At 68.6% G+C, this 24,110-nt stretch carries 18 protein-coding genes; 10 read left to right on the top strand and 8 right to left on the bottom strand.

The window, feature by feature from the left end:
- Window positions 1-8,656 (top strand): amino acid adenylation domain-containing protein (locus ACWEWT_RS34170; RefSeq protein WP_452564985.1); only part of this gene is annotated, 8,656 nt, incomplete at its 5' end.
- Window positions 8,657-8,710: 54 nt separating this feature from the next.
- Here the strand turns inward: ACWEWT_RS34170 and ACWEWT_RS34165 are convergent.
- The 3 genes from ACWEWT_RS34165 to ACWEWT_RS34155 form a co-directional block, all read right to left on the bottom strand.
- Window positions 8,711-9,817 carry an epoxide hydrolase family protein gene (locus tag ACWEWT_RS34165; protein ID WP_452564984.1) on the bottom strand — a complete coding sequence of 369 codons (1,107 nt, stop codon included), beginning with the start codon at window positions 9,815-9,817 and terminating at the stop codon, window positions 8,711-8,713.
- 109 nt (window positions 9,818-9,926) lie between these two features.
- On the bottom strand, window positions 9,927-10,487 hold the full coding sequence (locus ACWEWT_RS34160; protein ID WP_452564983.1) for a GNAT family N-acetyltransferase: 561 nt from the start codon (window positions 10,485-10,487) through the stop codon (window positions 9,927-9,929).
- Window positions 10,484-11,140 (bottom strand): maleylpyruvate isomerase N-terminal domain-containing protein, encoded by a 657-nt coding sequence (locus tag ACWEWT_RS34155; protein WP_452564982.1) that lies wholly within the window; start codon window positions 11,138-11,140, stop codon window positions 10,484-10,486. The genes ACWEWT_RS34160 and ACWEWT_RS34155 overlap by 4 nt, the downstream gene beginning before the upstream one ends.
- Before the next feature lie 120 nt (window positions 11,141-11,260).
- Between ACWEWT_RS34155 and ACWEWT_RS34150 the strand changes: the two genes are divergently transcribed.
- Both ACWEWT_RS34150 and ACWEWT_RS34145 read left to right on the top strand, forming a co-directional pair.
- On the top strand, window positions 11,261-11,797 hold the full coding sequence (locus tag ACWEWT_RS34150; protein WP_452564981.1) for a potassium channel family protein: 537 nt from the start codon (window positions 11,261-11,263) through the stop codon (window positions 11,795-11,797).
- Between the two features lie 9 nt (window positions 11,798-11,806).
- On the top strand, window positions 11,807-12,673 hold the full coding sequence (locus ACWEWT_RS34145) for an Fpg/Nei family DNA glycosylase (RefSeq protein WP_452564980.1): 867 nt from the start codon (window positions 11,807-11,809) through the stop codon (window positions 12,671-12,673).
- Window positions 12,674-12,703: 30 nt separating this feature from the next.
- Here the strand turns inward: ACWEWT_RS34145 and ACWEWT_RS34140 are convergent, their stop codons facing one another.
- The 5 genes from ACWEWT_RS34140 to cobF form a co-directional block, all read right to left on the bottom strand.
- Window positions 12,704-13,903, bottom strand: coding sequence for a hypothetical protein (locus ACWEWT_RS34140; protein WP_452564979.1), 1,200 nt, complete (start codon window positions 13,901-13,903; stop codon window positions 12,704-12,706).
- Between the two features lie 155 nt (window positions 13,904-14,058).
- A complete protein-coding gene (locus ACWEWT_RS34135) occupies window positions 14,059-15,774 on the bottom strand; it encodes a carboxylesterase/lipase family protein (protein ID WP_452564978.1) in 1,716 nt (571 codons plus the stop codon).
- Between the two features lie 143 nt (window positions 15,775-15,917).
- Window positions 15,918-17,411: a dihydrolipoyl dehydrogenase family protein gene (locus ACWEWT_RS34130; RefSeq protein WP_452564977.1), complete on the bottom strand. Its 1,494-nt coding sequence runs from the start codon at window positions 17,409-17,411 to the stop codon at window positions 15,918-15,920.
- A 9-nt stretch (window positions 17,412-17,420) separates the two neighbouring features.
- Entirely contained in the window at window positions 17,421-17,666 is a 246-nt protein-coding gene (locus ACWEWT_RS34125) for a DUF2630 family protein (RefSeq protein WP_452564976.1), read from the bottom strand.
- 36 nt (window positions 17,667-17,702) lie between these two features.
- Entirely contained in the window at window positions 17,703-18,443 is a 741-nt protein-coding gene (gene cobF / locus ACWEWT_RS34120) for a precorrin-6A synthase (deacetylating) (protein WP_452564975.1), read from the bottom strand.
- 130 nt (window positions 18,444-18,573) lie between these two features.
- Here cobF and ACWEWT_RS34115 point away from each other — a divergent pair, with 130 nt between their 5' ends.
- The 7 genes from ACWEWT_RS34115 to ACWEWT_RS34085 all read left to right on the top strand — a co-directional run bounded on the left by ACWEWT_RS34115 (window position 18,574) and on the right by ACWEWT_RS34085 (window position 24,106).
- On the top strand, window positions 18,574-19,413 hold the full coding sequence (locus ACWEWT_RS34115) for a thymidylate synthase (RefSeq protein WP_452564974.1): 840 nt from the start codon (window positions 18,574-18,576) through the stop codon (window positions 19,411-19,413).
- Entirely contained in the window at window positions 19,410-19,916 is a 507-nt protein-coding gene (locus tag ACWEWT_RS34110) for a dihydrofolate reductase (protein ID WP_452564973.1), read from the top strand. The genes ACWEWT_RS34115 and ACWEWT_RS34110 overlap by 4 nt, the downstream gene beginning before the upstream one ends.
- A 140-nt stretch (window positions 19,917-20,056) precedes the next feature.
- A complete protein-coding gene (locus ACWEWT_RS34105; RefSeq protein WP_452564972.1) occupies window positions 20,057-20,383 on the top strand; it encodes a cupin domain-containing protein in 327 nt (108 codons plus the stop codon).
- A 50-nt stretch (window positions 20,384-20,433) separates the two neighbouring features.
- The gene (locus ACWEWT_RS34100) at window positions 20,434-21,462 is read left to right on the top strand and encodes a Dyp-type peroxidase (protein WP_452564971.1); all 1,029 of its coding nucleotides are present in this window, start codon (window positions 20,434-20,436) and stop codon (window positions 21,460-21,462) included.
- A complete protein-coding gene (locus ACWEWT_RS34095) occupies window positions 21,459-22,256 on the top strand; it encodes a family 1 encapsulin nanocompartment shell protein (RefSeq protein ID WP_452564970.1) in 798 nt (265 codons plus the stop codon). Before ACWEWT_RS34100 ends, ACWEWT_RS34095 begins: the two co-directional genes overlap by 4 nt.
- A gap of 87 nt (window positions 22,257-22,343) precedes the next feature.
- The gene (locus tag ACWEWT_RS34090) at window positions 22,344-22,874 is read left to right on the top strand and encodes a hypothetical protein (RefSeq protein ID WP_452564969.1); all 531 of its coding nucleotides are present in this window, start codon (window positions 22,344-22,346) and stop codon (window positions 22,872-22,874) included.
- A gap of 92 nt (window positions 22,875-22,966) precedes the next feature.
- Window positions 22,967-24,106 (top strand): lipase family protein, encoded by a 1,140-nt coding sequence (locus tag ACWEWT_RS34085; protein WP_452564968.1) that lies wholly within the window; start codon window positions 22,967-22,969, stop codon window positions 24,104-24,106.
- Window positions 24,107-24,110 lie beyond the last annotated feature (4 nt).

Here is a 24,110-nt window from a genome sequence, read left to right as displayed (position 1 = left end):
CGCCGGGCGCGGGAACGTTCCGGTGCTGGCACGGCGGGAACGGCCCGACCAGGTGCCGTTGTCGCTGGCGCAGCAGCGGATGTGGTTCCTGAACCAGTTCGATACCGATTCGGCCGCGTACAACATCCCGGTCGCCGTCCGCCTGACCGGGGACCTCGATATCCCCGCGCTGCGGCAGGCCGTCGCCGATGTGGTGAGCCGGCACGAAACCCTGCGCACCGTCTACCCCGCGCAGGACGGGCGGCCGTACCAGCTGGTGTTGCCCGCCGGCCGGGCCGTACCGGACCCGACGCCGATCCCGGTATCCGCCGGCGAACTGCGTGACCGGATCACCGAGGTGATCGCGACCGGTTTCGATGTGACCGCCGAGGTGCCGTTGCGGGTGGCGCTGTTCCATCCGGGCGGTGACGAATACGTACTGGTGTTCGTGGTGCACCACATCAGCACCGACGGCTGGTCGATGGGACCGCTGACCCGCGACCTCATGACCGCCTATGCCACCCGGGCCGCCGGGTCGGATCCGGTGTGGGCGCCGCTGCCGGTGCAGTACGCCGATTACAGCCTGTGGCAGCGCGAGGTCCTGGGTTCGGAGGACGACCCGGAGAGCCTGGTCAGCGCGCAGGCCGATTACTGGCGCCGGGCGCTGGCCGGACTGCCCGACGAATTGAACCTGCCGGGTGACCGGCCGCGTCCGAGCGTCCGGTCCATGGTCGGTGGCACCGTACCGTTCCGGATCGATGCCGAATTGCACCGTGCGGTGACGCGGTTGGCCGCCGAAAACAATGCCACGGTCTTCATGGTGGTGCACGCCGTGCTGGCACTGCTGCTCGCGCGCCTGTCGGCTACCGACGATGTGGCGGTGGGGACTCCGATCGCGGGTCGCGGTGAGGCCGAACTCGACGATGTGGTCGGTATGTTCGTCAACACGCTGGTGCTGCGGTCGCATGTGCGGGGCGAATCGAGTTTCGGTGAGTTCCTGGCGGCGACCAGGGAATCCGATCTGGCCGCGTTCGCGCACGCCGATGTGCCGTTCGAACGGCTGGTGGAACTGGTGGAGGTCGAACGGTCCACCGCCCGGCATCCGCTGTTCCAGGTGGCCTTGTCGTTCGAGAATCTGCCGCAGGCCGATTTCGAACTGCCCGGGTTGCGGGTCGGTGCCGTCGATTTCGACGTCGACACCGCGAAATTCGATCTCTCGCTGCGTATCACCGAAACCGATGCGGGTATGGCGGCCGCGTTCTCCTATGCTCGCGACCTGTTCGACGAGGACACTATCGAGGTCTTCGCCCGCCGGTTCCTGCACCTGCTGACGGCCATCACCCGGAATCCGGCGGCGCCGATCGGTGATCTGCCGATCATCGACGATTCCGAGCACCGGCTGCTCACCCATGTCCACGGCGACGAGGTGATGGCGACCGGCCTGCTGCCGGAGATCCTCACCCACGGTGTCCGGGTGAACCCGGACGGGGTGGCGGTCCGCTACCGGGGCCGGTCGGTGACCTACCGGGAGCTGGACGCGGAATCGTCGCGGTTGGCGCGGGTACTCGTCGAACACGGAGTCGGCCCGGAGCGGATCGTGGCGCTGGCCCTGCCACGCTCCTACGAGATCGTGCTGGCGTTCTGGGCTGTGGCCAAGGCCGGTGGCGCGCATGTTCCGGTGGATCCGAACTATCCGCCGGACCGGATGCGGCATATGCTCTCCGACTCCGGTGCTGTACTGGGCCTCACCAGCGGCGAGTACGTGGACCGGCTGCCCGGTGCGGTGCAGTGGCTGCTGCTCGACGATCCGGAGTTCCGGGCACGGACGGCATCGAAACCGGACAGCCCGGTGACCGACGCGGAGCGCCTCGCGCCGCTGGCGGTATCGCATCCGGCCTATGTCATCTACACGTCCGGATCGACAGGTCTGCCCAAGGGTGTGGTGGTGACCCACGGCGGTCTCGGCGGTCTCGTCGACGTGGCGATCGGGTACTACGGCCTCGAATCGCGGCACCGGTTCCTGCATATCTGTTCACCGAGTTTCGACCCGTCGGTCCTGGAATGGATGGGCACCGCGTTCGCGGGCGCGACGCTGGTGGTGGTGCCGGGCGAGATCATCGGCGGTCCCGAATTGGCCGACCTCCTGCGCACCGAGGCCGTCACCCATACGATCATCACCCCGGCCGTACTGGGCACCGTCGATCCGGCGGGGCTGGACGCGCTGGAGGTGCTGTCGGTCGGTGGCGATGTGACCACAGCGGAGCTGCTGGCGAAATGGGAGCCGGGCCGTAAGTACTTCAACGGCTACGGCCCGACCGAGACGACCATCATCTCGTCGTACGCGCGGCTGTCCGCCGGGAAGCACGTCACCATCGGTGATCCGGTGCACGGTATGGCGGCACTGGTCCTGGACGCGCGGTTGCGGCCGGTACCGCCGGGTGTGGCGGGTGAGCTGTACCTGGCCGGTGGCGCGCTGGCGCGTGGCTACCACAACCGGCCGGGCCTGACCGCCGACCGGTTCGTCGCCAACCCGTACAGCCCCGAGGGTTCGCGGATGTATCGCACCGGTGATGTGGTGCGCTGGTACGCGACTCCCGGCGCGCGCGCCGGTAACGAGGCGCTGCCGACGGTGGACTGGGAACTGGACTATGTGGGCCGGACGGACTTCCAGGTCAAGATCCGCGGTTTCCGGGTGGAGCTGGGCGAGATCGATACGGCGCTGGGCGCGCATCCGGATATCGAGTACGCGATCACCCTCGGTCACGACACCAGCGCGGGTGCCACGATTCTGGTGTCCTATGTGCTGGCGGTGCCGGGGCACAGTGTGGATACCGACGCGGTCACCGAATTCGTCTCACAACGGTTGCCGGCGCATATGGTGCCGTCGGTCGTCATCGTGCTGGACGAGATCCCGCTGACCCCGGTCGGCAAACTGGACCGCAAGGCCCTGCCGGAACCGGTGCTGGCGGCGCAGTCCTTCCGCGCGCCGGTGGGCGAGACCGAGTCGATCATCTGCGAGGTGTTCGCCGACGTCCTGGGCGTCGCGCGGGTCGGCGTGGACGATTCGTTCTTCTCGCTCGGCGGTGACAGCATCCTCTCGATCCAGCTGGTGTCGCGGGCCAAGGCCCGCGGTGTGGTGTTCACACCCCGGGATGTGTTCGAGCGCCGGACCGTTGCCGCGCTCGCCGAGGTCGCCGGACGCGGCGGCGCCGAGGAGCAGCGGCTCGCCGAACTGCCCGGCGGCGGGGTCGGCGATATGCCGGTGCTGCCGGTCATGTCGCAGGTGGTCGACGGAAGCGATGTGTACCACCGGTTCTCGCAGCCGATGCTGTTGCGGTTGCCGACGGATATCGACCGGGAGACCCTCGTCGCGACCTTGGCGGCGGTGTTCGACCATCACGACGCCCTGCGCACCCGGCTGCGGGTCGTGGACGGGGTAGCGGAGTTCGACGCGCTCGCACCCGGCGAGATCGATATCGACGCGCTGGTGCGGAAGGTCGAATTCGACAACGCGATCGAGGACGACGAACTGGTCCGGCTGGCTTCCGCCGAATTCGACGCCGCGCTGGACCGGCTGGATCCGGCCGCCGCGGTGATGGCGCAGTTCGTCTGGTTCTCCTTCGCCGGCGAGCGCCGCGATGTACTGCTCTTCGCGGCCCATCACTTCGTGGTCGACGGTGTCTCGTGGCGCATCCTCATCCCGGATCTGGCACTGGCCTGGTCGCAGCTCGCGGCCGGTGCTGCGGTGGCGCTGCCGCCGGTCGGGACCTCGCTGCGGCGGTGGGCGCACGGGCTCGCCGATGCCGCCGCCGATCCGCGGCGGGTCGCGGAACTGCCGTACTGGCAGCAGATCGCGTCCACGCCGGATCCGCTGCTGGGTTCCCGCGCCTTCGATCCGGCAGTAGATACCAACGCGACGGTCGAACGGTTCGAGGTCTCGCTGCCCGCCGATATCACCGAAGCGGTGCTGACCACCGCCGGTGCCCGCTACCACGGCGGTCCCAACGACGCCCTGCTCGCGGCGCTGGCGCTGGCCGTGGCCCGCTGGCGCGGCGACGGCCCGTCCGCGGCGGCACTGGTCAAACTGGAGGGCCACGGTCGTGAGGAGACCGTGGTGCCCGGTGCGGATCTTTCTCGCACCGTGGGCTGGTTCACCGCCGTACATCCGATCCGCCTGGACCTGCCGGGAATCGATCTCGACGACGCCTTCGCGGGTGGCCCCGCGTTCGGCGTCCTGGTGAAATCGGTGAAGGAACAGCTGCTCGCGGTTCCGGACAAGGGCCTGGGCTACGGTCTGCTCCGCTATCTGAACGGCGAAACCGGTGACCAGCTGCCGGACCGGGTGCCGGGACAGATCAGCTTCAACTATCTGGGTCGTGTCTCCGCCGGTGAGGTCTCGCCCGAACTCGCCGAACTCGGCTGGATGCCGACCGCGGAACTGGGGCCGATCGCCGCGGACGCGGACCGGGATATGCCCGCCAACGCCGTGCTCGATATCAACGCCATCGTCAACTCCGGCGCCGAGGGTTCGGTGCTGAACGCGGTCTTCGCCTACCCGAGCGGGCTGCTCACCGAGGCGCGGGCGCGTGCGTTCGCGGATCTGTGGGTCGCTGCGCTCACCGCGCTCGCCGACCATGTCCGCGGGCCGGAAGCGGGCGGGTTCACCCCCTCGGATATGGCCCTGGTGCGGGTTTCGCAGGGTGATATCGAACAGTGGGAGCACACCTATCCGGCGCTGTCGGAAGTGTGGCCGCTCTCGCCGCTGCAGTCGGGTCTGCTGTTCCACGCCCAGCTCGTCCGGGACGGCGTGGATGTCTACACCATGCAGTCGTCGGTCGATCTGGCCGGCAGCGTGGATCCGGTCCGGCTGCGCCGGGCCGCGGAGACGATGGTCGGGCGGTATCCGAACCTGCGGACCGCGTTCGTCGCCGATACCGCGGGTCAGTGGGTGCAGGTCGTCCTCGACCGGGTGGCGGTGCCGTGGCGCGATATCGATCTGCGTGGACTCGCCGACGGCGAACGTGCGGACGAACTGCGCCGGTTGCTGGCCGCGGACCAGGCCGAGCATTTCGATATGGCGGTACCGCCGCTGATCCGGTTCAACCTCATCCGGGTGGCCGAGGACGCGTGGCAGCTGGCGATCACCAGCCACCACATCCTGCTCGACGGCTGGTCGATGCCGCTGCTCATGCGGGAACTGCTGGCGCTGTACGCGCTGGGCGGCGATACCTCCGCGTTGCCGCGGGTCGCTTCGTACCGGAACTTCCTGTCCTGGCTGGCCGATCGCGACCGGGCGGTCTCCGAACAGGCGTGGCGCGACGAACTGGCCGGTTTCACCGAACCCTCGCTACTGGCACCACAACCGGTGGCCGCGGAGACCTACGAGATAGCCACCGTGGTCGCGGAGATCGATCCGGACCGTACCCGGCAGCTGTCCGCGCGGGCCGCCGAGCTCGGCATCACGATGAACACGCTGGTGCAGGAGGCCTGGGGCGTCCTGCTCGGCTGGATGACCGGCCGCGACGATGTGGTGTTCGGTGCCACGGTATCCGGCCGTCCGGCGGAACTGCCCGGTATCGAATCCATGGTCGGCCTGTTCATCAACACGCTGCCGGTGCGGGTGCGGATCGATCACCGGGCGAGTACCGGGGAACTGCTCACCGGATTGCAGCGCGCGCAGGCCGCACTGCTGGAACACCACTATCTGGGGCTGACCGATATCCAGCGGGCCGCCGGTACCGCGGTGCAGTTCGACAGCCTGTTCGTCTTCGAGTCCTATCCCACCGATGCCGCCGAGGTCGCCGCCGCGGGTGATATCGACGGGATGGCGATCACCGGGGTCGGTACCCGGGACAACAGCCACTATCCGCTGACCCTCGTGGTGACCGCCGACAATACGGTCCGGATCGCGCTGAAGTACCTGACCAGCCGGTTCGCGGCCGAGACGATCGAGAGCACGGCCACGCGATTGCTGCGGGTGATCGACCAGCTGGTCGACGCGCCGCGACTGCCGGTGGGCGAGCTGGAATTCCTGAGTTCCGCCGAGCGGGCCGAGCTGGGATCGCGTTCGGGTGGCCCGGCGGCGCCGGCCGGGACCTTGCCGGAGCTGCTGGCCGCGGCGGTGGCGCACAACCGGTCGGCGACGGCGGTGGTGTTCCGGGATCAGCGGTTGTCCTACGGCGAGATGGACGAGCGTTCGAACCGATTGGCCCGCGTGCTGATCGGACGCGGCCTGGGGGCCGAGGATCTGGTGGCGGTGGCGGTGCCGCGGTCGGCGGATTCGGTGCTCGCGGAATGGTCGGTCACCAAATCGGGTGCGGCCTTCCTGCCGATCGACCCCACCTATCCGGCGGACCGGATCGCCCATATGCTCACCGATTCGCGTACGCGGGTGGGTGTGACGGTTTCCGCCGTCCGCGCCGAACTGCCGGATTCGGTGGACTGGATCGTGCTCGATCAACTTCCGCCGGTGCAGTATTCCGCCGAACCTGTCACGGATGCGGAACGGGTGCGGCCGCTGACTCCGGCCAACACCGCGTATGTCATCTACACCTCCGGTTCCACCGGTCTGCCCAAGGGCGTCGTGGTCACGCATGCGGGTCTGGCGAATTTCAGTGCCGAGCAGGTGGAGCGTTACCGGTTGACCCCGGAGTCGCGGGCGCTGGCGTTCGCGTCACCGTCGTTCGACGCTTCGATCCTGGAGTTGCTGCTTGCGGTCGGGTCGGCCGGTGCGTTGGTAGTGGTGCCGCCGGGTACCTACGGTGGTACCGAACTCGGTGAACTCATCGCCCGGGAGCGGGTGACGGTCGGCCTGATCACACCGTCGGTGCTGGCGTCGCTGGATCCAGCGGATCTGGCGGATATGCGGGTGATCATCGCCGGTGGTGAAGCCATTTCGGCGGATCTGGTGGCCAAGTGGTCGGCGGTCCCGGAGGGCGGTCTGGAGCGCAGGTTCCACAATGCCTACGGTCCGACCGAGGCTACGGTCGCCACGAATATCAGTGGTGTGCTGCTGCCGGGTGATCCGGTCACCATCGGTGGTCCGGTGCGGGGTATGCGGGCGCTGGTGTTGGACGATCGGTTGAATCCGGTACCCGAGGGTGTGGCCGGGGAACTGTATGTCGGTGGTATCCAGTTGGCGCGTGGGTATCACGCGCGGGCTGGTTTGACTGCTGAGCGTTTCGTGGCCGATCCGTTCGGTGGGCCGGGGTCGCGGTTGTATCGCACGGGTGACATCGTGCGGTGGGGTCGTGACGGTGCCGGTGATCCGGCGGTGGAGTATGTGGGTCGTAACGATTTCCAGGTGAAGGTCCGTGGTTTCCGGATCGAACTGGGCGAGATCGATGCCGCGCTGACCTCCTACGGCAGTGTCGACTTCGCGGTCACCCTCGGCCATCGGACCGCGGCCGGCGCGGACGCGCTCGTGTCGTATGTGGTCGCCGAGCCGGGGTATTCGCTGGACGTGGCCGCCCTGCGCGCGCATATCGCGGACCGGTTGCCCGCGCATATGGTGCCGTCGTCGATCACCGTGATCGACGAGATCCCGCTTACTCCCGCCGGGAAGCTGGACCGCAACGCGTTGCCCGAACCGGTTTTCGCCGCCGACGCGGGCTATCGCGCTCCGCGTACCCCGGTGGAGCGGACCGTCGCCGAGGTCTTCGCCGAGGTCCTCGGTCTGGAGCGAGTGGGTGTGGACGATTCGTTCTTCGCCCTGGGTGGCAACTCGCTGCTGGCCACCAGGGTGGCCGCCCGGCTGAGTGCGGTCACCGGGGCCGAGATCAGCGTGCAGTGGTTGTTCACCGAGGCGACGGTCGCCGGGCTGGCCGCCCGGATCGCCGAACCGGCCGCCGCGGGCGAACTGTCCGAGGCCGCATTGCGGGTCGTGTTGCCGATCCGGGAGACCGGGACCGCGACACCGATCTTCGCCATCCACGCCCGGGACGGACTGGCCTGGAGTTTCGCCGCGCTCACCGGACTGCTGCCCGAGGATCAGCCGATCTACGGTATCCAGTCGCCCGCGTACTCCGAACCCGATTACGACCCGGCGTCGCTCACCGAGATCGCGGCCCGCTACCTGGCCGAGATCCGGCGGGTCCGGCCCGCCGGTCCGTACCGGCTGCTCGGCTGGTCGCTGGGTGGCGTGCTGGCCCATGCCGTCGCGACCGAATTGCAGGCGGCGGGCGAACAGGTCGAGCTGCTGGCCCTGCTGGACAGTCATCCCGATGTGGATCCCGGAGTGTTCGAATCTCTGCTCCGCGCGGCGCTGGTGGAACAGGGCATCGTGACCGGGGAACCGGGAACCGACCGGGGTGTGGCCGAATTGAGCGATGCGGAATTGGCGCGCCTGCACCAGCTGATTCCGCCGGAGTTGCTGACCCTGCCGGTCGAACGGCTGCGCGGGGTGTACCGGACGGCGGCCCGCTCGGCGGAACTGATCGCCGAGTACCGGCCCCGCACCTATCGCGGTGTCATCGACTTCTTCCGGGCCGAGGTGCCCACTCCCGATGCGCGACAGGCCGGCCCGCGCGCCGAGGACTGGCTGCCCTATGTATCCGGTGAAGTCACCGAATACGCGGTACCGGCGACACACGACGATATGACCACCGCGGCGGCGCTGTCGGTGATCGTGCCGTGGTTGTCGGCCCGGCTGCGGGACGGATCCGGCGAGGACCGCTGAGGCCGACGGCCGCGCGCTTCCGGACTGTCCGGAAGCGCGCGGCCGCTACACCTTTCAGCGGGTTCCGGCTTGTCCGTCGTCCCGTAGCAGACCGAGGAAGAAGTCGCGGATATCTCCGGCGAGCAGGTCCGGCACTTCCATCGCGGCGAAATGGCCGCCGCGCTCGAACTCCGACCAGTGCCTGATGTCGTACAGCCGCTCGGCCAGCGGACGGACCGATCGGGTGATGTCGTGCGCGAATACCGCCACACCGAGCGGTACCGGGCAGGGCGCGGATCCGCGCGCCGACTCTTTGGTCAGCCGGGCCGAGGAGGCCGCCGTGGCGGTCAGCCAGTACAGCGAGATATCGGTGAGCATCCGTTCGTCGTCGACCGGTGTGCGGGGGTCGGTCCACTGGGCGAAGCGTTCGGCGATCCAGGCGAGCTGACCGACCGGTGAATCGGTCAGCGCGTAGCCGATGGTCTGCGGTGCGAGGGCCTGCAGGGCCTGGTACGGCGGACGGTTCGCCATCAGCTGCCGGACCTCGTCCAGCCGGGCTTCGTCGCTCTCGGACAGTTCGATATCGGCGGCCGGGTCCGGCCGGGTCGGTAGATAGTTGACGTGCACTCCGACGACCTGTCCGGGTGCCACGGCGCCGAGCGCCGTGGAGATACCCGAACCGAAGTCTCCGCCCTGGGCGCCGTAGCGCTCGTAGCCGAGCCGGCGCATCAGTTCGGCCCAGGCCCGTGCCACCCGGACGAGATCCCAGCCGCGTTCGCGGGTGGGCCCGGAGAAGCCGAACCCGGGGATGGACGGGATCACCAGGTGGAAATCGCGCGACAGCGGTTCGATCACCCCGAGGAATTCCAGGAACGATCCGGGCCAGCCGTGGGTGAGGATCAGCGGGAGAGCATCGGGTTTCGCCGACCGGACGTGCACGAAGTGGATGTTCTGGCCGTCGATCTCGGTGGTGAAATGGGGGAGCTCGTTGAGCTCGGCTTCGTGTTCGCGCCAGTCGTAGCCGGTGCGCCAGTATTCGGTGAGTTCCCGGAGCCGCGCCAGCGGGAAGCCGTAATCGGTGCCGGCGCCGGCGATCTCGTCGGGCCAGCGGGTGCGGGCGAGCCGGTCGGCCAGGTCGTCGAGGTCGGCCTGGGGAATATCGATGCGGAACGGGGTGATCATGCTCGTGGCTCCAGAGATTCGGTCGGTCCCGGCGCGGCCCGGATCAATTTTCGTTGGAATTACCAATGTTGGCATAGCCAACTATAGATCAATTTGTTGGCCGCGCCAACTAGTTTGTCGGCCGCGACGATCGTCTCACCAGCGAAGCCGCAGTACGCGTTCCGCCGGTGAGCCGAGGCGATACCAGGTAGATCAGCTGCCCGCGATCGTCCGCGCCGATGTGATGGTGGGTGAGTCCGGCCGCGGCCGCGACCCGCAGCGAGGCGGTGTTGTCCGGTCGGACGGTCGCCCACACCCGCGGTATGCCACAGGCCGCCGCCTCCCCCACCACGGCCCGCGCGACTTCGCTCGCCAACCCGCGGCCCTGCTCGGACCGGCGGATCTCGTAACCGATCTCGGGCTCGTCGGCACCGGTACGTCCAGCGAACAGACCACAGTTCCCCAGCAACAGGCCGGAGTCGTTGTCCCGGACCGCGTACCACAGCAGGCCCGACCGCTCCCGGCTCTCGATCCGGCGGCCGATCCAGCGATGGGTCTGCTCCGGCGAGGTGAACGGACCGTCGCCGATCGTATGGGTCGCCGGATCACCGAATATCTCGTGCAGTTCGGGGCCGTCCTCGAATACGAACGGACGCAGAATCGTCCGTGCCGTTTCGAGTACGTGCCTCATCCGAGTACGAGCGGAAGTCTCACGGCGAGTTCGCCCAGGGCCGCGGTCTCCGCGCCGTTCGGCGGCCGCCGGCCGGTGCCGACCAGTAGCGCGTCCCGATCGGAGAACGATGCGGGAAAGGAGGTGCCCGCGATGCGCTCCAGTAGTTCGCGGGACCGGGCGAGACCCTCCTCCGGGGGTTGCGCGGCGTCCGGGAGGTACGCGATCAGATCGAGGTGGTGCAGGGTCCACTCCAGAACGTAGGCGGCCAGGTAGTAGGCCACGGTGAGCACCTCGTCCCGGGTGCTCACCCGCAGTTCCGGATCGGCCAGGGCGGCGGCGCGACCGGCGGCCGAACCGACATCGTCGAGATGCAGTTCCAGCAGGCCCGGCTCCCGGTACGCGGCGGCCAGCCGGACGATCAGGGCATCGAGCGGATCGTCCCCGGTGGGTGGGGTCTCGGCGATATCCCAGTAGGTCGCCGCATTCCGGGTCGGGTCCTTCTCGGTGGGTGTCACCAGGGTGATCAGCACATCCTGTGCGTCGATGATCAGATGGCAGACGAGGTCGCGGACCAGCCAGCCGGTACATCCGGACGGCTGCGCGAAATCCACGTCCGGGAGTTCGGCGATCGCCGTGCGCAGCGCTGTCCACGACAGTGAGAACGGGTCCACCGCCGCAAATTAGCAGCGCCCACCCGCCGCGGCGACCGATTTCACACCCGTGGCGAGTTCTGCCACCTCCCTCGGCGCGCCCGGTCACCCGGACAGCCGGGGTGGGCAGATCATGACCGCATGGCATCTCGACGTATCAGCGGCCGGGCGCATCTGTGGCGCAACGTGGGCACTGTGCTGTGCGCGCTGCTTCTCTACTACTTCGTACCCGTCGGCCTGGAACTGCCGGGCTTCTGGCCCACCCGGGTGGTCACGGTGGTCGCGTTCGTCGCCGGGGTGGGCGGATTGTCGTGGCTGGCCTACCGGCGGATCGGCCAGTTCCTGGCGCAGAGCGACGATACCGGCCACCGCGTCGACGGATTGCTCTTCCTGATCTCGCTGGTGGTGCTGTTCTTCTCGCTGTTCTACTACGTGCTCGAACTGCGCCAGCCCGGCCAGTTCAGCGATCTGCGGACCCGCAACGACGCGCTCTACTACACCGTCGCCACGCTGGGGACTGTCGGATTCGGCGATGTCCACGCGGTGGGGCAGGCCGCCCGGATCGCGACCACGGTGCAGATGGCGTTCGACCTGGTGGTGATCGGCACCCTGCTGGCGGTGACCACCACCGGGATCACCCGGCGTTTGGACCGCCGCGATGTCGGAGACCCCCGGTAGCCTGATCGTGTGCCCGAACTACCGGAAGTGGAGGCGCTGGCGCAGTTCCTGCGGGAGCACGCGGTAGGCGCGGTGGTGGGCCGTATCGATGTGGCGGCGCTGAGCGCCATCAAAACCTTCGACCCCCCGGTCACGGCTCTGTCGGGCCGGGATGTCACCGGTGCCGGGCGGTGGGGGAAATTCCTGGGGATGGACTGCGGGGGGCTCTGGCTGGTCACCCATCTGTCCCGGGCGGGCTGGTTGCGCTGGATCGACAACCCGGGCGTGAGCCCGCCCAAACCCGGGCGCGGCCCGCTCGCGCTGCGGGTGCACTTCTTCACTCCGGAGGGCGATACTCCGGCGTTCGATCTCACCGAGGCGGGTACCAAGAAACGGCTCGCGGTCTATATCGTCGACGATCCGATCCAGGTCCCGGGGATCGCCCGGCTCGGGCCCGACGCGCTGGCGGTCACCGAGGAACAGTTCGCCGAACTGCTCGCCGCCGCGCCCGGCCGGATAAAGAATGTGCTGGTCGACCAGACGGTGCTGGCCGGGATCGGTAACGCCTATTCCGACGAGATCCTGCACACCGCGAAGATCTCCCCGTTCGCCACGGCGCGAACACTGCCGGCGCCGAAGGTCGCCGATCTGTACGCGGCATTGCGCACCGTACTGCTGGACGCCGTGGACCGTTCGGCCGGGCAGGACGCCGCCCGGCTCAAGGGGGAGAAACGCTCCGGAATGCGGGTGCACGGCCGTACCGGCCTGCCCTGTCCGGTATGCGGGGACACCGTCCGCGAGGTCGCCTTCACGGATCGGTCGTTCCAGTACTGCCCCACCTGTCAGACCGGCGGCAAAGTCCTCGCGGACCGCCGGATGTCACGGCTGCTGAAGTAGGTCGGCCCGGGCGGTGCGTCACCGGCGCCGCTACGGCGCGGCGGCCGTCCCAGGTGCCGAGCCGCCTCCCTCGGCCCGGGCTGCCTCTCGCAGCACACGCAGCTCGTCCGAAAGCTGAGCCTCCAGATCTTCGCTTTCGGTGAGCCACGGCCGCGTACGTCTCGTATCGCGCACGGAGTCCAGATCCTGACTCGTCCGCTCGACGGCGGCCGCCTGTTCGGAAGGGCTACCCTCCGCCGCGATCGCGTGATTGTCCAGGACGCGCCATTGGACTCCCGACCGGTCCAGTGCCTGCCGCAGAGTGGCGTCGGGGGGATGGTGCAGTCCGATGAAATCGATATCGGCGGTGGTGATATCGAACATCTGGGCTTCGACGAACATCGAGGAGCGGAAAGCCGCACCGGTGTAGTCGCGATCGATGAGCCCGACCGTCCCGGGAGACATTCCGGCGCCATAGGAGTACTCCGACGGATCGTCCACAGGCGAGGGGATAGCCCGGTCCCTGTCGACCAGGGAATCACCGACCGTCACGGTCGTACGCGAACGTACCTCGGGTTTCAGGTAGATCTGATGGTCGCCGTAGTTCAACTCCGACAGCGCATCGATCAGTCCCGTTCCGGAGGGTCGGACCCCGTCCACCGCGATATAGCCGTAGACGGGCGGGTTGTCGTGGACGTGCGGGCCGAACCACTGTTCTTCGGCGGCGGCGCGATCGCCGGTCGGGTTGCGCGAGCCGCGGATTCGGCCCTCGTCGAGAATGCGCGCCAGCTCGTTGTCCCGCACTCGGATCGCGATCGGCCGACCGGCGAGCGCGGCTCGCAATTCGTCCCGCATCTGCCCGCGTACCGCGTCGCTGTCCCGGCCCAGCGTTTCGGCCACTTCGTCGATATGCCGATCGATCACCGCGTACTGCCGTGATGCCGGCCACCGGTCCTTCATCAACGCGAGCCAGCCGTCCTCGTCCGGCCCCCGCTCACCGAACCGTTGCCGCAGTTCCAGGTCCAGCTCCTGCCGGGCCCGGGTCAGGGTCGTCCGGTCCGGCACCGGCCGGCACAGGAGCGCGCGCCCGTCCCCCTCTGCGTGCCTCAGGATGCCCCGCGCGTCGCGAGCGAGGTTGCCGGCCTGTCGATAGTTGCCCTCGATTCCCCGGGCGGCGGACGCGTCGCTCCGCCCGGGGCCCAGGCTCGCGAGCAGGCGTCGGCTGACCTGACCGACGATCTGGCGGATCATCGTGACGACGAACAGCGGTGTCGGCGGGCGACCGGAATCGATACACCGGTGGGACCGGCTACGCAGGCGTAGCTGCGAGATCGGTCACCCAATGGCACAAGCCGAAACTAACTGCGCCCGGACCGGCTGCCCAATGCTGGGAAGGCCGGGCCGGTTCAGTCGGCCTGCTTCGGTTCGGGTGCCTCGCTGTCCGGCGCGGGATCCTCTTCGCGGTCGGCGAGTTCACCGGTGACGCGCACCGCGGTATCGGCGGCGGCCGCGGCCAGCGGGTGTTCCGCGGCGACGGAGTCGAGCAGCGATTCGCCACCCGCCGATTCGGTCTCGGCCTCGGCCGGGAACCCGCTGGTCCCGGCCCCCGCCGGGACCAGCAGCGGTGCGCGCACTCCCGCCCACAGTTTCCGCCGGTCGCTGTCCGGGTCGTTGTCCACCCGCGCCGGCGCGTCGATGATCAGCGTGCTGCGTTCCCGCTCGGTGTATCGCGGCCAGGACGGCAACGGTTCACCCGTGCGCGCGAATTGCAGCCAGTTGTTCTGGATCCGGCGGGTCACCGAGAGCAGGCCGCGCCGGCTTCCGCCGGCGGTGAGCGCCCGGCTCCACGGTTCGTAGACCACACCGAAGGTCGGCAGCAGATCGGTCGCGTGGGTGGCGCCCAGTTTGTAGAGCTGGAACAGCCGGGGCGCGAAATCGTAGCGGTAGGCGTAGGTGGGGGAGTGGCGGCTGTGCCCCTCCATCACCGCCACCGACGGACGCCAGAAGAAGTAGTCGCCGCCCGCGCGGATCGCCGTCTTCTCGGCCGGGAATCCCGGATACGTGGAGAACACGCGGGGATAGATCTCGGGGCCCGCGCCGGAAACCGCGCGTTTGAGGCGTTCCGGGCGGGTGGGCAGCGTATCGGTGAAGCGGTTGAACAGGGCGCCTTCGTTGCGGCAGGTGCCGATGATCAGCGGGACCCGATGGGTGTGCCCCTCGGTGAACGCGTCGATCGGGGTCCGCGGCAGCAGATCGCCGTCGGCTACCGGCGCGGCCGGGAAGAACCCCGGGAATTCCGCCATCGTCGCGTTCGACGCCCGGTTGAACGCTCGGCGGATATCGTGCGGATCGGCTTCGCGCAGGGCGCGATTGGCGTTCTCGGGTGCGATACCGAGCCGGTCGAGGATACGGCGGGCGAACTCCCGGGATTCGGCGACGGTGAGCCCCCAGTCCGCGGGCGGGCTCTGTGCGATCCCGCGGTGGAACAGCCCCTCGGCCGAGGGCGTCGCCAGCAGGCTCAATACCGCGTGCGCGCCGGCCGACTCGCCGAAAATCGTCACATTGTCCGGGTCGCCGCCGAATTCGGCGATATTGGCCCGGACCCAGCGCAGTGCGGCGATCTGGTCGCGCAGACCGAGATTGGAATCGTAGGGGCTCTCCGGGGTGGAGAACTCGGAGAAATCGGCATACCCGAAGGCCCCGAGCCGGTAGTTGATCGATACGACGATCACGTCCCCGTCGGCCGCCAGCTGGACGCCCGAATAGAGCCGCAGTGCCGAGGTGCCGAACAGATAGCCGCCGCCGTGGATGAACACCAGCACCGGCCGCGGTCGTACCGAGGCGGTGGCCGGAGCCACGACATTCAGTGTCAGTGAATCCTCGCTCATCTCCTGGAGCTTGCGCGGGCCGAGGCGGACGCCGAAGCTCGGCTGGATACCGGCAGCACGGAAATAGGTCGCGTCGCGCACATCGGTCCACGGCTGCACCGGTTGCGGAGATCGGAACCGCAGGTCACCGACGGGCGGGGCGGCATAGGGGAGCGACCGCCAGTGGATCACGCGGCGGCCGCGGCGACCACGGACGACACCGTCGACGGTGGTGACCTGCTCGGTTACGCTCACGTGCCCACCTGATGCGTGCGAGGTCCCGCCGCGGTGACGCTCCGCTGCCGCCTCCGGGTCCGATTCGCTCATGCTGTGTCGATCGGGTACGTGCGAGGGCCCTTCGTGGTGACGCTCGGCTGCCGCCTCCGGGTCTGACTCGCTCATACCTCCGATGGTAACGACGACCGATCGGTCTCCAACAGCCGTAACCAGAATTCGCTGACCGTCGGAAAAGCGGGCACTGCGTGCCACAGCGCGTCCAGTGGGACGCGCCCGGCGACGGCGATCGTGGCGGCGTGCAGTTGTTCTCCGACATCGGGTCCCACGAAGGTGGCGCCGACCAGTGTGTCGGTGGCGGTATCGATCACCAGCGCGGCGCGGCCGGTGTAATCGTCCCGGGTCAAGGCCGAACCGGCGACCGCGATATCCAGTTCGACCGTGCGGATGTCGTATCCGGCCGCGCGTGCGGCGGCGGCAGTGAGGCCGACGGCGGCGACCTCGGGGTCGGTGAACACCACCTGGGGCACGGCCCGGTGGTCGGCGCAGGCCCGATAGCGCGGTCCGGACAGCGAGCGGCCCGCGGCCCGAGCGGATATCACATCGCCGCAGACCCGCCCCTGATATTTGCCCATATGGGTGAGCGCGGCGCGGTGATTGATATCGCCGACCGCGTACAGCCATTCGCCGGCGACCGCCGCCACGGTCAGCTGATCGTCGACCTGGACGTACCCGGCGGGCAGGCCCACTGTCTCCAGGCCGATCCCATCGGTGCGGGGCACCCGTCCGGCGGCCACCACGATCTCGTCGGCGACCAGGGTGGTTTCGCCGTCCGGGCCCGCGGCGTGCACCGTGACCGCACCGCCGTGGATCCGGCCCTCGCCGTGGTCGGCGGCCTCGGGGCGCTGTACCCGGAGCGGCCGGGTCGCGAAGCGGATCTGCACCCCCCGCGCGGTGAGCGCGGAAGTAACGTATTCACCGGCGAAGGGTTCCACTCCGGCGAGCAACCGTTCGCCGCGGACCAGCACGGTGACCTCCGCGCCGAGCGCCGACAACCAGGTGGCGGCCTCGCAGGCCACCACACCGCCACCGATCACGACAGCGCGTTTCGGGATCTCGTGCAGGTTGGTGGCATCGCGGGAGGTCCAGGGCAGGGCGTCGCGCAGGCCGGGGATATCCGGTACGGCCGCGCGGGTACCGGTGGCCAGTACCACCGCGGAGCGGGCGCGCAGGATCCGGTCGCCGACGTGTACCCGCCGTTCTCCGTCGAGCCGGCCGGTACCGCGGATCACCTCGATACCCTGCTGTACCGCCCAGTCGACCTGGCTCGAATCGTCGTGGTCACCGTTGTGGGCGTGCACGAACTCGTCGCGGCGGCGCAGGACCGCGGCGGTATCGGGACCTTCGGCCTCGATACCCGGCAGAGCCAGCGCCGCCGCCAGGACATGGCCCGGGCGCAAGAGTGCCTTGCTCGGGATACAGGCCCAGTACGAGCATTCACCGCCGAGCTTCTCCGGTTCGACGATGGCCGCGGTGCGGTCGCTGCCGGCGATGGCGTAAGCGGCCGCGTTCTCACCGGCGGGTCCGCCGCCCAGGACGATGACGTCGTATTCGGTGGCGTCACCGTTCGCGGTGGCGCCACTGCCGTTGTCGGGCATCGGGGCTCCTTACTGTAGGTAGCCCTCGACCTGGCCCGCCGACCGCGGCGCGGCCTCGTCCGGGGGTTCGTTGCTCTCGATCCGGGCGCGTCGCTGCCGCAGCAGATCCCAGCACTGGTCCAGCATGACCTCCAGTTCGGCCAGCCGGCGTCGCTCCACCTCGGGATCGAGCTCCCCGCGCGCGGCCCGCGACCGCAGGTCGTGCTCGTCGTCGACGAGATCCTTGATCCGCCCGAGTATGTCCTGTTCGGTCATGCCGACCATGCTACGACCCGACCGCCGATCACCTGGTCATTCGGCCGGGCGCAGCAGATAGATATCCATGATCCAGCCCTTGCGCTCGCGCAGTTCGGCGCGGCGCCGCACGATCTCGCCGGCGATATCGCCGACTCGCCCGGCGAACAGGGTTTCGTCGGGCATTCCGAGATAGGCGCCCCACCAGATGGAGGTGTCGGCGGGGACCGTGGCGAACGCACAGTCGGCGTCGAGCATGACCACGGTGGAACCGTTCGCGAGACCTTCTTCACGTAACCGCCGGCCGGTGGTGATGTGGACCGGTTCACCGATCCGGTGCAGCACGGTCCGATGGCGTGCGGCGAGCGCGTGCACGCTGGTGACGCCCGGGATCACCGTGTAGCCGAAATCCAGCCTGCCGCGCGCGAGTACCCGTTCCACCATGCGCAGGGTGGAGTCGTAGAGGGCCGGATCGCCCCACACCAGGATCGCGCCGACTCCGTCGTGTGCCGCGAATGCCTCTTCCAGCAGCAGCGACCGCCGCTCGTGCCAGTCCAGCACCGTGCCCCGATAGTCGTCGGGGGTGCGGTCGCGAGGTGGATCGGGGATTTCGACGATTCGGTAGGGGCGGTCGGTGTATGCGGCGAGAATCGCGGTGCGCACCTCCACGAGCTCCCGCTTCTCGGCTCCTTTGCCGATCACGAAGAAGGTGTCGGCCGCCCGCAGGGCCTTGATCGCCTCCATCGTCACCTGGTCCGGGTCACCGGCGCCGATCCCGATCACATACAGCGTGCGCATGAGGTCAGCTTGGCAGGCCGGATCACCGGGCATCGGCGGGGCCGGGTGGTAACGGCGCGGATGCCGTCCGGCTCCGCGGTATGCCCGTGCGGGTGCGCAGTGCGTGCGCAGTGCGCAGTAAGCTCGGCGCGTGGTCAGCGCAGCGAACAGTCAGGTTCCGGACCCGCGACACGCTCCGGACACCCAATACGAAGATCTGCTCCGGCTCGTCCTGGATACCGGGACCGCCAAGGCGGACCGTACGGGCACCGGCACCCGCAGTGTGTTCGGTCATCAGCTGCGGTACGACCTCGCCGCCGGATTTCCGCTGATCACTACCAAGAAGGTGCATCTCAAATCCATCGTGTACGAACTGCTGTGGTTCCTGCGCGGGGATTCCAATGTGCGGTGGTTGCAGGAGCACGGGGTCAGCATCTGGGACGAATGGGCCGGCGCCGACGGCGAGCTGGGCCCCGTCTACGGCGTGCAGTGGCGTTCCTGGCCCGCCCCCGACGGCCGCCATATCGACCAGATCGCCCAGGTGTTGCATACGCTGCGCACCGATCCCGATTCGCGGCGGATGCTCGTTTCGGCCTGGAACGTGGCCGAACTGGACCGGATGGCGCTGGCACCGTGCCACGCCCTGTTCCAGTTCTATGTCGCCGACGGCCGGTTGTCCTGCCAGCTCTATCAGCGCAGCGCCGATCTGTTCCTCGGGGTGCCCTTCAATATCGCGAGCTATGCGCTGCTGACCCTGATGGTCGCGCAGCAGGCCGGCCTCGCACCGGGCGATTTCATCTGGACCGGCGGTGACTGCCATATCTACGACAATCACCGGGAACAGGTGGTCGAACAACTGACCCGCCCGCCGTACCCCTTCCCGGCGCTCGAACTCGAACCCGCCGCCTCCCTGTTCGACTACCGCTACGAGGACATCCGGGTGCGCGACTACCGGCACCATCCGGCGATCAAGGCCCCGGTGGCGGTGTGACCGCGGTGGACTCCGCACGCGTTATCGGCCTGATCTGGGCGCAGACTCCGGACGGGGTTATCGGGGTGGACAACACCATTCCGTGGCGGGTGCCCGAAGATGTGGCGCGGTTCAAGGCGACGACCGCCGGACATCCGGTGATCATGGGCCGGCGGACCTGGGATTCGCTGCCGGCCCGTTTCCGGCCGCTGCCGGGGCGGCGCAATATCGTCGTGACCCGGCAGGTCGACTGGTCCGCGGAAGGCGCGGAAACGGCCGGGTCGGTCGAAGCCGCGCTGGAACTCGCCGCCCCCGCCACGACCTGGGTGATCGGGGGTGGCGAGATCTACCGACTCGCCCTGCCCCGGGCCACCGAACTGCTGATCACCGAGGTCGACACCGAGGTGGACGGTGACGCCCACGCCCCGGCGCTGGGCCCCGGATGGTCCTCGGCCGACCCGGCGGCCTGGCTCGAATCCACGGGTGGGCACCGTTACCGGATCCGGCGTTTCACCCGCGGCTGACCCCGGCGGGCCGCGTACCGGTTCGCGATACCGGACCAGCCTCGGAAAACGCCGGAACGCCGGCGCCCGGTCGGGCATACTCGGCTGTACGTCCCGCGATCACAGCCCGGTCGTGGGTATGCGGAGGCGAAAGGCTGTCCATGGACAAGAAATCGCTGACAGCGGTGGCCCGGCAGCAGTTGAAGCTGGCCGCGACCGTCACCAGTGGCCGCAGCTCGCAGACCATCTACGGTGGCCACGCCAATTCCCTGCGCCAGACCGTGGTGGGGTTGTGTTCGGGACAGAGCCTGGCCGAACACGACAACAGCGGCGAGGCCACGCTGCTCGTACTCTCCGGAACACTCACCCTGCACAGCGGGGACAACGAGTGGAAGGGGTCGGCGGGCGACCTGCTCGTGGTGCCCAAGGCGCGGCACAGTGTGCAGGCAATCGACGATGTGGCGTTTCTGCTGACGGTCGCGAAGTAGCCCGCCCGGGTCGTACGGTCGCCGGCTGTTCGCCGGTAATGTGATCGGCTATGGGGCAGCCGCAGCCGATACTGGAACCGCTCACACCGGCCGCGTATTTCCTCGTCGCCACCGTCGAGCCCGGCGGCGAGGCGGCGGCGCGGGATCTGCTCGCCGAACTTCCCGGTCTGCGCCGGGCCATCGGTTTCCGGGTGCCGGGTGCCGGGCTGGGCTGTATCACCGGGGTCGGGTCCACCGCCTGGGACCGCTTGTTCGGCGGTCCGCGCCCGGCCGAACTGCACGAGTTCCCCGGGTACGACGGACCGCTGCACCACGCCCCGGCCACCCCCGGCGATCTGCTCTTCCATATCCGTGCCCAGGTGCACGACGCCTGTTTCGAACTGGCCATGGCGATCGGCGACCGGCTGGCCGGGATCGGCACGATCGTCGACGAAACGGTCGGCTTCCGCTACTTCGAACAACGTGACCTGCTCGGCTTCGTGGACGGCACCGAGAATCCCGAGGGCGGGTTCCCGGATACGGCCGCCGGCCGGGCCGCGCTCATCGGCGCCGACGATCCGGATTTCACCGGCGGCAGCTATGTGATCGTGCAGAAATACCTGCACGATATGACCGCTTGGCGGGCGCTGCCGGTACCGGAGCAGGAGCGGGTCATCGGCCGCACCAAACTCGAGGATTTCGAACTCGACGACGAGGTGAAACCGGCGGACTCGCATATCGCCGTGAACCAGGTGATCGAACCGGACGGCACCGAACGGGAGATCCTGCGCGCGAATATGCCTTTCGGCAGCGTCGGTGCGGGCGAGTTCGGCACGTATTTCGTCGGCTATTCGGCCACCCCGCGGACCACCGAGATCATGCTGGAACGGATGTTCCTCGGGACCGACGAGGCCACCCACGACCGGATCCTCGATTTCTCCACCGCGATCACCGGCACCCTGTTCTTCGTTCCGCCACAGGATTTCTTCGACGATCTGCCCGCCCCACCGGAAGAGGCCGCGGCGGCGGATCCGGGTCCGCCGCCGCGCACGGACGGTTCCCTCGGTATCGGCACGTTGAAAAGGAGCAGCACGGTATGAACAACCTCCATCGCGAACTCGCGCCGATCACGGATTCGGCCTGGGCTGTTATCGAAGAGGAGGCCACGCGGACCTTCAAACGGCACAATGCCGGCCGCCGCGTGGTGGACCTGTCCGGTCCGCACGGTACGGATTATTCCGCCCGCGGACTGGGCCGTACGACGCCCATGGCCGCCCCGCACGACGGTGTCCAGGCGCGACAGCGGGTGGTGGCCCCACTGGTGGAGCTCCGGGTGCCGTTCACGCTCGCGCGGGTGGAACTCGACAATGTCGAGCGTGGCGCCCAGGACACCGATCTGGATCCGGTGAAGGACGCGGCCCGCAATATCGCCTTCGCCGAGGACCGGGCGGTATTCGAGGGCTATACGGCGGCCGGTATCACCGGGATCCGGGCCGGTTCGTCGAACAAGGCGATCGCGTTGCCCGACGATGTGTTCGGCGTGCCCGAGGTGATCGCGCTGGCCGTGAGCCAACTGCGTCTCGCCGGTGTCGACGGACCGTATTCGGTGCTGCTCAGCGCCGATCTGTACACCAAGGTGAGCGAGACGTCCAACCACGGCCACCCGTTGCGCACCCACCTGGAGCGGCTCGTCCCCGACGGCGAGATCATCTGGGCACCGGCCATCGACGGCGCGTTCGTTCTCACGACCCGCGGCGGAGATTTCGACCTCACCCTGGGACAGGATCTGTCCATCGGCTATCTGGCCCACGACGCGGAAACCGTGCAGCTCTACTTCCAGCAGAGCATGACATTCCACGTGTATTCCGCCGAGGCTGCGGTCGCGCTTTTCTGAGCGGGTGATCAGCGTCACCGAAGCGGCCACGCACCGTCCGGTAGCGTGTGGCCGAGAGCACCGGTGCGTGGTGTGAACGGAGTTTGTATGCAAATGGTGCACGCGGGTGTCGTGCCCACGGGTCGGGTGCTGGGGTACAGCATCGCCGGGGTCGCGGTGGTCGTGGTGGTGACCGTTCCGACAGTGCTGCTCTTCGGCCCGGCCCGGGTGTTCACCGGGATCGTGCTCGGTGCGCTGCTCGCGGTCGCCGCGCTGTTCGCGCTGTTCACCCGGGACGCCGTGGTTCTCACCGAACAGGCGATCCATCGTCGGACACCGTGGTCGGTGACCAGTATCGACTGGGATCGGGTGGTGGCCGGGCGCTTCGGTCTCGACGAGAAATCGCGCTGGTCACTGGCATTGGATCTGGCCGGTGGTGCGGAATTGCACAGCGAACTGGTGCTGCTGTCGATTCCGCCCGTCGAGGGGCCGGTTTCCGGTGCCTACGACCTGCGCAAAAGAGAACAGATAAACGAGATACGCAATATGTTGCGGCACAAACGTATTCCCATTACGGTGCTTCCGGATATCGCGGGTGCGCTCGAGAAACACTGGCGCATCGCTCCGCCTACGCGGTGAACGACGGATCACCGGGCTGTCCCGCGTTCTGGGGACAGAGAACGACCGATGCCACTATGGATGATTCGGCCGCGACACGGCAAAGGAGAGTAATGGTTCGCCACGTCCGGATACTGGTGGGGGTAGTGACGCTGCTGGCTGCGCTGTGCTCCGGCCTGCCGGCGGCTACCGCGCAGGCGCAGCAGAGCTGGTATCCGGGACAGCTGCTCGCGGCCGCGCCACTCGGCCGGATATGGTCGGGCCTCGACGGCGTGCGACGTATCGAATACGTCACCACCGGACCGGGCGGCAAACTCGTTCCCGCATCCGCGCTGGTCCGGATGCCCGGCGGTCCGGTGCCGGACGGTGGTCTCCGGGTGGTCGCCTGGGATCACGGCACCTCCGGTCTCGCCCAGGACTGCGGACTCACCGGTTCGGCGCAACTGGAGGAGCGCACCGGCCCGACTGTGCAGCGTTTCAACGACGCCGGCTACGCGGTGGTCGCCCCCGACTACATCGGGTTGAGCCCCAACTCGCCCGGACCGCACCCGTATCTGCAGACCAGTACGGAGGCCACCGCCACCATCGACGCCGTCCGCGCGGCCCGCGCGGCATTCACCGAACTTTCTGCGAGCTGGGCGGTGGCCGGCTGGTCGCAGGGCGGCCACGCCGCGCTCGGTACCGGCAGGTTCGCTCCGGAGTACGCGCCCGAACTCGACTTCCGCGGTACGGCCGCGCTGGCCCCGGTCACCAACCTGGAGGATATCTTCCTGCGTTCGCGCCCGGACCAGCCCGAGATGCCCGGATATGTGGGCCGGTCCGTACCCCTGGTGCTCGCCGGTATGACCGGTGCCCAGCTGGGGCCCGAGGTGGGCGGCTTCCTGACCCCGCAGGGCCGCCAGTTCATCGCGGGGCTCAGCACCGGCTGCAATGCGCAGGCGCGCACGATGCTGTCCTCCGTGGAGATCGGCGCCATGCTGACGCGGCCACTCAACGATCCGGAGTTCGCGTCGGTGATGCGCGACTACATGGCGGTCCCGGTCAGCGGCTACCAGGATCCGATCCTGATCGTGCACGGCAATTTCGACACTGTCGTTCCGCTACCGCTGAGCCTCGCGCTGGTCGGGCAGTTCGTCCTGCACGGCACCCAGCACCAGGCCCGGTGGCTCAACACCGGGCACGAGAACCTGGAGAGTCTGGGCGGCATCGACCTCACCCTGGCCTTCCTGGAGAAAGAGCTGCCGGCCCGCTGACCGT

Source organism: Nocardia sp. NPDC003963 (genome assembly GCF_053605105.1).
The sequence above is the reverse complement of the archived record's forward strand: the minus strand, read 5'-3'. Positions and strand labels throughout refer to the sequence as shown.